This window comes from Aquitalea sp. LB_tupeE (genome assembly GCF_013391415.1).
Lineage (GTDB): Bacteria > Pseudomonadota > Gammaproteobacteria > Burkholderiales > Chromobacteriaceae > Aquitalea.
The window spans coordinates 63484-76441 of record NZ_JACAXB010000017.1; the positions used below are offsets into that span (position 1 = coordinate 63484).

The 12958-nt window shown below is 60.4% G+C and carries 12 protein-coding genes and 1 other RNA gene; all 13 read left to right on the plus strand.

Features of this window, described 5'->3' with window-relative positions; all coding sequences use genetic code 11:
* Nucleotides 1-29 precede the first annotated feature (29 nt).
* The 13 genes from rnpB (at nt 30) to HWX34_RS08515 (ending at nt 12768) form a co-directional block, all read left to right on the plus strand.
* An RNA gene (gene rnpB, locus HWX34_RS08455) (RNase P RNA component class A) lies at nt 30-392 on the plus strand.
* A gap of 142 nt (nt 393-534) precedes the next feature.
* Nucleotides 535-1557, plus strand: coding sequence for a tRNA dihydrouridine synthase DusB (dusB, locus tag HWX34_RS08460; protein WP_178971835.1), 1023 nt, complete (start codon nt 535-537; stop codon nt 1555-1557).
* Between the two features lie 86 nt (nt 1558-1643).
* Nucleotides 1644-1880: a helix-turn-helix domain-containing protein gene (locus tag HWX34_RS08465; RefSeq protein ID WP_045845804.1), complete on the plus strand. Its 237-nt coding sequence runs from the start codon at nt 1644-1646 to the stop codon at nt 1878-1880.
* 144 nt (nt 1881-2024) lie between these two features.
* Nucleotides 2025-3602 (plus strand): bifunctional phosphoribosylaminoimidazolecarboxamide formyltransferase/IMP cyclohydrolase, encoded by a 1578-nt coding sequence (gene purH / locus HWX34_RS08470; RefSeq protein ID WP_178971836.1) that lies wholly within the window; start codon nt 2025-2027, stop codon nt 3600-3602.
* A 169-nt stretch (nt 3603-3771) separates the two neighbouring features.
* Nucleotides 3772-4617 (plus strand): hypothetical protein, encoded by an 846-nt coding sequence (locus HWX34_RS08475; RefSeq protein WP_178971837.1) that lies wholly within the window; start codon nt 3772-3774, stop codon nt 4615-4617.
* Nucleotides 4618-4691: 74 nt separating this feature from the next.
* Nucleotides 4692-5969, plus strand: a complete 1278-nt coding sequence (gene purD, locus HWX34_RS08480) for a phosphoribosylamine--glycine ligase (RefSeq protein ID WP_178971838.1) — start codon at nt 4692-4694, stop codon at nt 5967-5969.
* Between the two features lie 402 nt (nt 5970-6371).
* Nucleotides 6372-7100, plus strand: a complete 729-nt coding sequence (locus HWX34_RS08485) for an ABC transporter substrate-binding protein (protein ID WP_178971839.1) — start codon at nt 6372-6374, stop codon at nt 7098-7100.
* Between the two features lie 80 nt (nt 7101-7180).
* Nucleotides 7181-7765 (plus strand): L-threonylcarbamoyladenylate synthase, encoded by a 585-nt coding sequence (locus HWX34_RS08490; protein ID WP_218645116.1) that lies wholly within the window; start codon nt 7181-7183, stop codon nt 7763-7765.
* Nucleotides 7766-7802: 37 nt separating this feature from the next.
* Nucleotides 7803-8462 carry a protein TolQ gene (gene tolQ / locus HWX34_RS08495; protein ID WP_370459711.1) on the plus strand — a complete coding sequence of 220 codons (660 nt, stop codon included), beginning with the start codon at nt 7803-7805 and terminating at the stop codon, nt 8460-8462.
* Between the two features lie 112 nt (nt 8463-8574).
* Nucleotides 8575-9447 (plus strand): drug/metabolite exporter YedA, encoded by an 873-nt coding sequence (gene yedA, locus HWX34_RS08500; protein ID WP_178971841.1) that lies wholly within the window; start codon nt 8575-8577, stop codon nt 9445-9447.
* Nucleotides 9448-9912: 465 nt separating this feature from the next.
* Nucleotides 9913-10647: a GntR family transcriptional regulator gene (locus tag HWX34_RS08505; RefSeq protein ID WP_178971842.1), complete on the plus strand. Its 735-nt coding sequence runs from the start codon at nt 9913-9915 to the stop codon at nt 10645-10647.
* Nucleotides 10644-11765, plus strand: a complete 1122-nt coding sequence (gene nagA / locus HWX34_RS08510) for an N-acetylglucosamine-6-phosphate deacetylase (protein ID WP_178971843.1) — start codon at nt 10644-10646, stop codon at nt 11763-11765. The genes HWX34_RS08505 and nagA overlap by 4 nt, the downstream gene beginning before the upstream one ends.
* Nucleotides 11746-12768, plus strand: a complete 1023-nt coding sequence (locus tag HWX34_RS08515) for an SIS domain-containing protein (RefSeq protein WP_255496635.1) — start codon at nt 11746-11748, stop codon at nt 12766-12768. Before nagA ends, HWX34_RS08515 begins: the two co-directional genes overlap by 20 nt.
* Nucleotides 12769-12958: the final 190 nt, after the last annotated feature.

Consider the following 12958-nt stretch of genomic DNA (forward strand, 5'->3'; position numbering starts at 1 on the left):
TGATCTGCTTCAGGTAAAATCGCCGGTTGGAAGTCAGACAGACAGTCGCCGCGCTGCTGCGCAAGCAGGGGCGGGGAGGAAAGTCCGGGCTCCGCAGAGCATGATGCCGGCTAACGGCCGGGCGCCGTGAGGCGACGGAAAGTGGAACAGAGAGCTGAACCGCCGATGGCTGACTTGTCAGCACAGGTAAGGGTGAAAAGGTGCGGTAAGAGCGCACCGCGGACGTGGCAACACGGACGGCAGGCTAAACCCCATCAGGAGCAAGACCAAATAGGGGGGCGTTAACGTGGCTCGCGTTGTCCCCGGGTAGGTTGCTTGAGACTGTCGGTAACGGCAGTACTAGAGGAATGACTGTCCAACGACAGAACCCGGCTTATCGGCTGACTTCCAATCCCCCACCCCGCCCGCAGTACCCGTCAGTACCATTTCTTCTGGCTATCGACCTTGCTCAAAAAATAAGCAAAAATTTTTTACCGCCTAAAAAAAAAGCAGTACAATGGCCGCCCTTTTGCTTGTTTGACCGCAGAACACCTGATGCGCATTGGTCCCTACACCCTGAAAAACCGGCTGATCGTTGCCCCCATGGCGGGTGTGACGGACCGGCCGTTTCGCATGCTGTGCAAGAAAATGGGCGCAGCCATGGCGGTGTCGGAAATGATTACGTCCAACAAGTCATTGTGGGCGACGGCCAAGACCTTGCGCCGGGCCGACCACACTGGCGAAGTGGAGCCGATTTCGGTGCAGATTGCCGGTTCGGACCCGCAGCAAATGGCGGAGGCCGCGCGCATCAACGTGGAGCAGGGCGCACAGATCATCGACATCAATATGGGTTGTCCGGCCAAGAAAGTATGTAATGTCGCCGCCGGTTCGGCCTTGTTGCGTGACGAAGCACTGGTGGGCCGCATTCTGGACGCGGTAGTCAAGGCGGTGGATGTGCCGGTGACGCTGAAAACCCGTACCGGCTGGAGTCCCGAGCATCGCAATGCCTTGCGCATTGCACGGCTGGCCGAAGACTGTGGCATCGCGGCGCTGGCGCTGCATGGCCGTACGCGGGAAGACATGTACCGGGGGGATGCCGAATACGACACCATCCGTGCGGTCAAGGCCAGCATCGGCATTCCGCTGATTGCCAACGGCGACATCGACACGCCGCAAAAGGCGCAGCAGGTATTGCAGTACACCGGTGCGGATGCAGTGATGATAGGCCGGGCGGCGCAGGGGCGGCCGTGGATTTTCCGCGAAATGCAGCATTATCTGGAGACGGGAGAATGTTTGCCGCCACCCACGGTGACGGAAATCCGCCAGCTGTTGCTGGAGCATCTGGATGATTTGTACGGGTTTTACGGCGAGTATTCCGGCTGTCGTATCGCCCGCAAGCATATTGCCTGGTACACCAAGGGGCTGAGGGGCTCCAACGAATTCCGCCAGACCATGTACCAGCTGGAAGAAACCGGCAGTCAGCGTCTGGCGGTGGCAGGCTATTTCGATCAGTTGGCGGGTTTGTCGGAACACCTGGAATACCTGGACGAACTGGCAGAAGAGACGGTGTCTGTCTGACTGGCAAGCAGCAGCAGGGTGCCCGGGGGCGGGCTACAGTGCAGTACACAGCGTTCACACCATATGTTGAAGACAGAACAATAAACATGCAAAACAACGAACATATTTCGCAGTCGGTCCGGCTGGCGATGGAACAATATTTCCGTGATCTGGACGGCGAAATACCCGCCTCCATCTACGATATGGTGCTGGCCTGTGTGGAAAAACCCCTGATCGAGGTGGTGCTCACCCACACCCAAGGTAACCAGACCCGAGCGGCAGAGCTGCTTGGGCTCAATCGCAACACCCTGCGTAAAAAAATGAAGTCGTATGATTTGATATGAAGATAAACCGGCCATGCCCCACACAGGATGGCCGGTTTTTTTGTGCCTGCTGGCAAGGCAGGGCAAGCCGCATACGGCCTGGTGCGGGCATCAGGCCACAGTAAAAACAGCTTTTTCATTCATTAGCCAAGGTGGTAGAGAACCATGACCAAAATCGAACGCGCGCTGATCAGCGTATCCGACAAGACCGGTGTTCTGGCATTTGCACAAGAACTGGCCGCACTGGGCGTGCATATCCTGTCGACCGGCGGTACCGCCAAATTGCTGGCTGACAATGGCGTGCCGGTGACCGAAGTGTCCGATTACACCGGCTTCCCGGAAATGCTGGATGGTCGCGTGAAAACCCTGCATCCCAAGGTGCACGGCGGTATTCTGGGTCGTCGCGACCTGCCGGAACACGTGGCTAAGATGGCCGAATACGATATCGGCAATATCGACCTGGTATGCGTGAACCTCTACCCGTTTGAAGCCACCATCGCCAACCCGGACTGTGTACTGGAAGACGCCATCGAGAATATCGACATCGGCGGCCCCACCATGGTGCGCTCGGCAGCCAAGAACTGGGCCCACGTTGCCATCGTCACCGACGCGGCTGACTACGCGGCACTGACTGCCGAACTGAAAGCCAACGACGGCAAACTGGCCAAGACCACCCGCTTCGAGCTGGCCAAAAAAGCCTTTACCCATACCGCCGCTTACGACGGTGCCATCTCCAACTACCTGACCAGCCTGGCTGATGGCGTGGTGAGCGGCAAGCCCGAACGCGTGGCTTTCCCGAACCGCCTGAACGCCCAGTTCGTCAAGGTGCAGGACATGCGCTACGGCGAAAACCCGCATCAGTCCGCCGCCTTCTACCGCGATCTGGACCCGGCCGCCGGTTCCATCTCCGGCTATCGCCAGCTGCAGGGCAAGGAACTGTCCTACAACAACATCGCTGACGCCGATGCTGCCTGGGAAGCGGTCAAGACCTTCGACCAGACTGCCTGCGTCATCGTCAAGCATGCCAACCCCTGCGGTGTGGCCGTGGCCGGTGACACCCTGAGCGCCTACAAGCTGGCTTTTGCCACCGACACCACCAGCGCCTTTGGCGGCATCATCGCCTTCAACCGCCCGGTAGATGCCGAAACCGTGGAAGCCGTGACTGGCCAGTTCCTGGAAGTGCTGATTGCCCCGTCCTTCACCGAAGAAGCCAAGGCCATCATCGCCGCCAAGAAAAATGTGCGCGTACTGGAAATTCCGCTGGAAACCGGTGCCAACCGCTACGAACTGAAGCGCGTGGGCGGCGGCGTGCTGGTACAGACCCCGGATATCCGCAATGTGGCACTGGACGAACTGCGCGTGGTGACCAAGCGTCAACCCACCCCGCAGGAAATGTCCGATCTGCTGTTTGCCTGGCGTGTGGCCAAGTTCGTCAAATCCAATGCCATCGTGTTCTGCAATAACGGCCAGACCGCCGGTATCGGTGCCGGCCAGATGAGCCGCGTGGACTCCACCCGCATCGCCGCCCGCAAGGCGCAGGATGCCGGTTTGAGCCTGCAAGGTGCCGTGGCCTCCAGTGATGCCTTCTTCCCCTTCCGCGACGGTATCGACGTGATTGCCGAGCAGGGCATCAAGGCCATCATCCAGCCGGGTGGCTCCATGCGTGACGAAGAAGTGTTTGCTGCCGCCGACGAGCATGGCATTGCCATGGTGCTGACCGGCGTGCGACATTTCCGCCACTAAGAACTACTGGCAAAAACCTGCTGTGTCGTACTGCTTGCCCAGTCTGCGTCGGCTCGCTTTGCCTGAGGGGAACCGACGCTGATTTGTCAGCTTGCGCTGAGCCGTGCCCGTCTCCCCGCTGCACATGCGGCGGGGAGGGCAGTGCCAAGTAGCGCCCGCCGGAGAAGCCGTGAACAAGACCATCAGAATCATGCTGCTGATTGTGCTGCTATTCGGCCTGGCTGCCACGGTGTACTGGCTGGAACAGCCAGCCCCGACGCCGGCCCCGGCTCCGCTTGTCCACGCGCCAGACCTTAACCGGCTGGCCGAGCAGGCCGTGGCGGTGTATCGCAGCACGCAGAACATGCAGACCGGTGCCAAGCCCGGTCAGTGGAAGCTGGACACCAAGGCCAGCAATAGTCCGGGCCCGTTTGTCGGCACCTTCGGCCCGCTGCAACTGGCGCAGGATGGCCAGGGTCGCCAGCTGTTGCTGACCACCTTTGTGGCGGACACGGCGGATTCGGCCGGCGAGGGCATGGACAGCTTTGCCGCCTCCGGCATCAGCCGCCTGCTGCTGTTTGTATTGCAGAACGGCCAGTACGTGCTGCAAACCGAAAAACAGCTGGAAATGGGAACCAACGGCATGGCGGCCAGCGCGCGTGTGGTGCAGCTGGGGCCGCATGAATGGGGCTGGACCTTGCACAGCAGCTACCTGCAACAAGGCTATACCGCCACTACAGTGGAATTTTTCCACGCCACGGCAACGGATATCCGCAGCATGGGTCATCTGACCGAACAGGCCGACAACAAGGGCGTGTGCGGTGATGCCGGCGGTGATGGCTGCCCGGCGGTGACCGACGTGCAAGCCCGCTGGCAGTGGCGGCCCGTGGCAGGCCCTGATGCGCGTTTTTATCCGCTGGATGTGCAATGGCAGGGGCTGATCGACGGCAAGAAAATCAGCCAGCACACGCAGCTGCTGCCTGATGCAGGCAGCGGGATTTATCCGTTTCCTGCCAATCTGAATGTACAATTCTGAGCGCAGCCCTACCGGGCCTGCTGCTCCATGCCGGCAGCCGGATGGCTGTCGCTAACGATGAAGGATCTCGCAAGATGAAAGTGTTGGTAATCGGTTCCGGTGGCCGCGAACACGCACTGGCGTGGCGTATTGCCAAGTCCAATCGCGTCTCCAAGGTATTTGTGGCGCCGGGCAATGCCGGTACCGCGCTGGACCCCAATCTCACCAATGTCGAGCTGAGCGGCAACGAGGCCCTGGTGGAATTTGCCCGTCGCGAAGACATCCAGCTGACCGTGGTCGGCCCGGAAGCCCCGCTGGCTGCCGGTGTGGTGGATGCCTTCCGTGCTGCCGGGCTGAAAATCTTCGGCCCCACTCAGTACTGTGCCCAGCTGGAAAGCTCCAAGGATTTTGCCAAGGCCTTCATGCAGCGCCATGGCATTCCCACTGCCGGCTACCAGACCTTTACCGATGCCGCCGAGGCCCATGCCTATGTGGCTGGCAAAGGCGCACCCATCGTGATCAAGGCAGATGGCCTGGCCGCGGGCAAGGGCGTGGTGGTGGCCCTGACGCTGGACGAAGCGCATGCCGCCATCGACGACATGCTGGTGGGCAACAAGATGGGCAGCGCCGGGGCGCGCGTGGTGATCGAAGACTTCCTGCAAGGCGAAGAAGCCAGCTTCATCGTGATGGTGGATGGCGACCACGTGCTGCCGATGGCCACCAGCCAGGACCACAAACGCCTGCTGGATGATGACCTGGGCCCCAATACCGGCGGCATGGGCGCGTACAGCCCGGCACCGGTGGTGACCCCGCAAGTGCATAACCGCGTGATGCGCGAAATCATCCTGCCCACCGTGCAGGGCATGAAAAAGGATGGCCACAGCTACACCGGCTTTCTCTACGCAGGTCTGATGATCGACCACGACGGCAACCCGTTCACCATCGAATTCAACTGCCGTTTTGGCGACCCGGAAACCCAGCCCATCATGGCGCGCCTGAAGTCGGACTTCACCGTGCTGCTGGAGGCCGGTGTCAACGGCAAGCTGGATCAGGTGGAAGCCGAATGGGACCGCCGCGTGGCACTGGGCGTGGTGCTGGCTGCCGCCGGTTACCCGGATGCCCCGCGCAAGGGCGATGTCATCACCGGCCTGCCGGCGGAAACCGCAGACAGCATGGTGTTCCATGCCGGTACGGCCTTCAACGCCAGCAAGCAGGTGGTGAGCAATGGCGGCCGCGTGCTGTGCGCGGTAGGCCTGGGCGATAGCGTGAAAATGGCCCAGCAAAAAGCCTATGCCGTGGCCGATGCCATTCATTTTGATGGCAGCCAGCTGCGTCGTGATATCGGTAGCAAGGCGATTAACCGCCCCAAGTAAGCCGGATTGGCAGCATGGCAGACAACGGCACCCAGTGGGTGCCGTTTTTCTTTATCTGTTTTTGATGTCTTGCGTGGGCATTTCTATGCGATTTTCACCGACGGGACACTACATTCTGCTTGTCAGCCATCCTCCAGCAGGTGTCCACCATGTTTGCCTCCCCCGCCCAAACACCACATCAGCCGCGCAGCGACCACGCGCTGTTGCGCCATGCCCGCCGTTGCTGCTGCCGGGTGAGCTACTGGCTGCGCCAATTTCGTAGCCCGGTGCAGATCTCACGCTGTTGTGCCTGGCGCTCCTTGCCACCATCATCCGCAAGGCAGCAAAAAAACTGACCTATATGGCAGGCCCCTACAGGCTTGACTAGACTGCAAATGTCGCTGACATCCGGGAGTCGCTGCCATGTCTATTCGTTTACTCCTTGCCAGTGTACTTGTGACAGCCAGCCTTGCTGCCCAGGCGGCCCAGCCGCTACGTATCCTCACCGAGGATTACCCGCCCTTCAACATGATGGGCAGTGGCGGGCGTATCAGCGGTATGTCCACGGATGTTTTACAAGAGGTATTTCGCCGGGCGGGTGTCAGCTATGCCATGGAGATGCTGCCGTGGATTAGGGCGCTCAATCTGACCATACTGGAAAACAATACCTGCCTTTATTCCACTGCACGTACCGATGCACGCGAGCATCAGTTCAAATGGGTCGGACCCTTGGTGGACAACCCCTGGGTACTCTTTGGCAAAGATGACAGTCGTCATGCCATCAAGTCACTGGAGGAAGCCAGACGTTTCAAGATAGGCGGCTATAGCGGGGACGCGACGGCGCAGTTCCTGATTGATCGCGGCTTCGATGTGGATCTGGCCAGCACCGACCAGCTCAATATCAAGAAATTGCTGGCAGGGCGCATCGACTTCTGGGCGACCGGGAAATATCCTGGTGCAGCCTTGCTGGCCAGAGAAAAAGTCACCCGGCTTCATCCCATCCTGACATTCAACACCCCCATGCTGTATCTGGCGTGCAATCCCGGCATGCCGGATTCGCTCATCCAGCAATTGAATGATCAACTGCGCAGCATGCAGCGTGATGGCACGCTGGCACACCTCTACGCCAAATATATTAACCAGAAAGAGTAAGCAGACTGTAGATCGCGGTTTCATCTGGAGCGGCGCTGCCGCTACAATGGCAGCTTCGCTTCAACTCCTTGCTGATCTGCATGTCGTCTTCCAGCTTGTCCTCGCCGTACCGTCTGCCCAAGGCAGGCTTGCTGATGCAGGCGCGCGCGCGTTTGCGCGCGGGCGGGGTGATTGCCTATTCCACCGAATCCTGTTTCGGGCTGGGTTGCCTGCCGGAGGATGTCAGGGCAATCCGGCGGGTGCTGGCCATCAAGGCAAGGCCGAACCACAAGGGCCTGATAGTCATTGCCGCCGATGTCAGCCAGATCCGTCATCTGGTCAAGCCGCTTTCCGCTGCACAATGGGCGGAACTTGGCCGTTACTGGCCCGGTCCCTATACCTTTTTACTGCCGGCCTCGCGCAAGGTGGCACCGGCCCTGCGTGGCCGGCATGACAAGATCGCCGTGCGCATTACCGCTCATGGCGAAGCAGCTGCCCTGTGCCGCGCGTTGGGCAGCGCGCTGGTATCGACTTCTGCCAACCGTGCCGGACAACGTGCGTTAAAGACTGCACGGGCTTGTCGCATGGCATTTGGCAGCGCGGTACTGACCCTGCCGGGGCGGATAGGCAAACGCAGGAAACCATCCACCATCATTGATTTCACCAGCGGCCGCGTATTGCGCTAGGCCGTTTTAATTCAGATAAGGAAACAACGTGCAGCAGATTTCCATATTCAGCCTGGTGATGAATGCCAGCCTGGTGGTGCAGCTGGTCATGGCAGGCCTGGCCTTGGTGTCGGTGCTGTCATGGGCGCTGATTTTCAACAAGATTGCCGTATTACGTGCTGCGCGTCGCCACAGCGACGAGTTCGAACGCAATTTCTGGAGCGGGGCCGACCTGAACCGCCTGTATGAAGACGCCAATCGCCGCAACGACAGCGTGGGCATGGAACGCATCTTCCAGTCCGGTTTTGCCGAATTCCTCAAGCTGCGTGGCCGCAGCGGTGCCGAGCTGTCGGACATCATGGATGGTTCGCGTCGCGCCATGCGTGCTGCTGCCCAGCGCGAGCTGGATGCACTGGACAGCCATACTTCTTTCCTGGCCACGGTCGGTTCGGTCAGTCCCTATATCGGCCTGTTCGGCACGGTGTGGGGCATCATGCATGCCTTCATCGGGCTGGGTAATGTGGGTCAGGCTACCTTGTCCACGGTGGCACCGGGTATTGCCGAAGCGTTGGTGGCTACTGCCATCGGCCTGTTTGCCGCCATTCCTGCCGTGGTGGCGTATAACCGTTTTGCTACCGATGTGGACCGTCTGGCCACCCGTTTCGATACCTATATGGAAGAGTTTTCCAACATCCTGCAACGTCTGGCTACCCGCTAGTGTTGGCAAGACGCAGGGATTGTTCTGGCTCAAGAACAGAGCTTTCCCTGTCGGTGCTTGAGTTTTTTGTGGGCCGAAGGCATGGTGGACGACCACCCACCCCGAGACCGCCATGTCTGCCCGTCCCGCCGCGCTGTCCTTGCTGACCCTGTCAGCCTTCTTTGCCCTGTATGTCATCTGGGGCTCGACCTATTTTTTCATACGCATCGGTATTGAATCCTGGCCGCCTTTCATGATGGCCGGTCTGCGTTTTCTGTTTGCTGGTAGCGTGATGCTGGCCTTCCTGCTGCTGCGCGGCCATCGTTTGCCCAGCCGGCAGGAACTGCGTGGCGCAGCCATCCTGGGTGTGTTGATGCCCGCCATCGGCAATGGTTTTGTCACGCTGGCGGAAAAACAGGTGTCATCCGGAGTGGCGGCGCTGGTGGTGGCCACCGTGCCATTGTTCACCGTATTGTTTGGTCGCTTTTGTTTTGGCCTGCGTGCACGTGGTCGCGAGTGGGCAGGTATCGCGCTGGGCATGCTGGGCATGCTGGTGCTGAACTTGGGGTCGAATTTGCGTGCCAGCCCCATGGGGGCGTTCTGGCTGCTGTTCGCCTCCGCCGGTTGGGCGCTGGGCTCGGCCTGGAGCCGGGTGATTGTTCAGCCCAAGGGGCCGATGGGCAGTGCCTGGATGATGATTTTCGGTGGACTTGCCTTGTTGCTGGGCAGTGCCGCTACCGGTGAGCACCTGTCGGCGACACCCTCATGGCAGGGTTGGGCGGCCATTTTCTACCTGTCGGTGTTCGGTTCCATGGTGGCCTACAGTGCTTACCTGCATTTGCTGAAAACCGTATCGCCCGCTGCCGCAACCAGCTATGCCTATGTCAATCCCATCATCGCCGTCCTGCTGGGCATGTTGTTATTGGGCGAGCATGTCGGTCAACAGGAAGTGCTGGCCATGGTCATCATTCTCTCCGGCGTGGTACTGATCAGCTGGCGCAAATAAAACCGTACCTGCTACTTTGTTGTTATCCATACAGGGGCCCTGCGCGGCCCCTGTTGCATTGTGCCGTTACCCACTGTGGTTTTATGGCGACGTTGCTGCAACAGGCCTGTAGCCGTGCAGTACCACCGCAGTGTGTCGGTCTGCGGCTACTTGTCTGCCTGATTATCCCTGCCGTATTTACGAAGCTACTCACGTTTTAGTTTCGAAAAACATCCACTTTAATACCACTTTTACTGGATTTTCCTTTCCCCATTCTCCTGCCCCTTCGCCGGATGGAATGCCCGGCATGCTGCATTTTCCGCGTTGAAGCACAGCCACATCCCGTCTTTTGGCGCAGTCATCACTCAATTGGTATTGACGTGGTATTTAAGTGGTATTAATTTTACAGCCATGACGGGTGTGGTCTTGCAGGGCAAGGAATGCGATATTCGCCGTGTTACCAACCAGACCAGTTGCAGACCGCTTATGGAAAACCGATGGAGTGCACTCAAACCGGAAGGCGAGTCCACCACACCGCTGTATTTGCAGCTTGCCCGCAAACTGGCCGAAGCCATCAATGCCGGCTGGTGGCAGGCCGATGAAGCCCTGCCTTCCGAACGCACCTTCTCCGAAGAGCTGGGCATTTCGCGGGTGACGGCACGCAAGGCGATGGACGTATTGCTGGAACAGGGGCTGATCCGGCGTCGGCATGGTTCCGGCACCTTCATCACGCCAAGACTGGAACAGCCCTTGTCACGGCTGGTGGGGTTTACCGAGCAATTGCGCCAGCGCGGCTTCGAACCTTCCTCGGTATGGCTGGAGCGCGGCATTCATCCGCCCAGCAATGACGAGGTGATCAAGCTGGGCTTGTCCCCCACCTCGCAGGTGGCAAGGCTCAAGCGTCAGCGCCTGGCGGATGGCGTGGTGATGGCGATTGAGATGACCACATTGCCAGTAGCCGTTTTGCCAGAGCCACATAAAGTGGGTAACTCGCTGTATGCCTACCTGGATAGTGCCGGTCATGCGGTGGTGCGTGCCTTGCAGCATATCCGTGCGGTGAATGCCTCGGCCGAGATTGCTGCGCTGGCCGGTATCCGGCAAGGAGAAGCCATGTTGCTGATCACCCGCATCGGCTTCAGTGCCGATAACCAGGCGATAGAACTGACTGATACCTATTGCCGTAACGATTATTACGATTTTGTAGCTGAACTGAGACGATGACGAAAGCACATGTACTGCAGGGCCGCATCCTGACTGCCGACGGTTGGCGGGATGGCAGGCTGGAAACCGGGCCGGGTGGCCGCATTGCCGCCCTGGACGGCAGCTTGCCGGGTAGTCGCACGGCGGCACGCTACATCCTGCCCGGCTTCATCGACCTGCATGTACATGGCGGTGGCGGGGTGGACATCATGGAGGGCGGCCTGGCGGCCGAATCGGTGGCGCGGCTGCATGCCCGCCACGGCACCACTAGCATGCTGGCCACCACCATGACCGCCCCCATGGACGAGATAGAAAGCGTGCTGGCCGCACTGGGTCCCTCCTGCCGCCAGCGCGCCAGCGGCAGTGCCCGTTTGCTGGGTGTGCATCTGGAAGGTCCGTACATCAATCCCGGCAAGCTGGGTGCACAGCCGGACGATGCCTGCCAGGCCGTGCTCTCGCAAATCGAGACGCTGGGTCGGCTGGCCCCGATTGCCTTGCTGACACTGGCACCGGAAATTCCCGGCCACATGGACATCATCCGTGCCTTGAGTGATGCCGGTATCCGGGTGCAAATCGGCCACACCCTGGGCAGTTACGAAGACGGGGTACAGGCTTTGCAGCAAGGTGCCGCCGGGTTCACCCATTTGTTCAATGCCATGACCGGCCTGCATCACCGCGAGCCGGGCATGGTGGGGGCGGCGCTGGCTCATGCCGAGTATGCCGAGCTGATTCCCGATTTGCTGCATGTGCATCCCGGTGCCATCCGCACCGCCTTGCGTGCCATCCCGCGCCTGTACTGCGTGACCGACTCTACTGCCGCAGCCGGCATGCCGGATGGGGAATACAAGCTGGGCTCACATACCGTGCACAAATGCATGGGCGGGGTGCGGCTGGCCGACGGCACCCTGGCCGGCAGCACGCTGACCATGGATCAGGCCTTGCGCAATCTGGTGTCCATCGGCCTGCCACTGGCCGAAGCTTCGCACCGCTTGTCACTGTATCCGGCTGATTACCTGGGGCATGCCGACCGTGGCCGTTTGCAAACCGGGGCATGGGCCGATGTGCTGGTGCTGGATGCCGAGCTGAATTTGCTGGATGTCTATCTGGAAGGGGAACACCTTGTCGTCTCTGATGTATGAAGAAGCACTGTCTGCTGCGGATGCCGTGGCGGCGCAACACATGTATGCGGATGAAGGCCTGGCCGTGCTGGGCCGCGAGCTGGCTTCCACACCGCCCACACTGGCGCTGACCGTGGCACGCGGTAGTTCGGACCATGCCGCCAGCTATTTTGCCTATCTGGCCATGCAGCGCCTGGGCGTGCCGGTGGTGTCCTTGCCGATGTCGCTGGTCACCCTGCATCACGCCCCGCTGGCGGTAAAGGGCCAGCTGGCTGTGGCGCTGTCCCAATCCGGGCAAAGCCCGGACCTGATCGACACCACGAGCCGTCTTGCCGCTGCCGGTGCGCGCACCGTGGCCTTGGTCAACAAGCATGAATCGCCGTTGGCGGCAGCGTGTGAGTGGTCGTTGCCGCTGTGTGCCGGTGAAGAAAAAAGCGTGGCCGCCACCAAGAGCTATATCGCTTCGCTCTCCGCCGTAGCCCGACTGGTGGCGCACTGGCAGGGCGATGCCGCGTTGCTGCAGGCGCTGGACCAACTGCCTGCCCAGCTGCAACAAGCCTGCCGGCAGGACTGGAGTGCAGCCATTCCGGTGCTTGGCCAGGCCGAACGCATCATGGTGGTGGGCCGTGGTCTGGGTTTTGCCGTGGCGCTGGAAGCTGCGCTCAAGTTCAAGGAAACCTGTGCGATCCAGGCCGAGGCTTTCTCCGGTGCAGAAATCAAGCATGGCCCGATGGCCTTGATCGACGAAGGCTATCCGCTACTGGTATTTGCGCCGCGTGGGCCGGAACAACAAGGTCTGATCGACCTGGCTGCGGAAATGCGCGGCCGCGGTGCGCGGGTGTTGCTGGCGGCCCCGGACACGGTAGCCAGCCGCGACCTGACGCTGAGTGTGGCGGACGACGAGGCGCTGGACCCGCTGCTGGCCATCCAGAGCTTCTATCTGATGGCGGCGCAGCTATCCGAAGCACGTGGGATGAATCCCGATACTCCACGGCATTTGTCCAAGGTTACCAGAACGCATTGAGACCGGTACCGAACCCGGCCACTACCCGGTGGCCCATTGCTGAACCATTACGGCTTGTTGCCGTGCAAGGTGCCAACCGGGCCGTCAGGCGGCCCGGTGGCCCCTGCATGGGCTGAGCTGCAGGAGTCCCGCCGCGATTTCGGCCACTCCTGACCTGACAGGAGCTGCCCGATGTTGCCCCGTCTTTCCC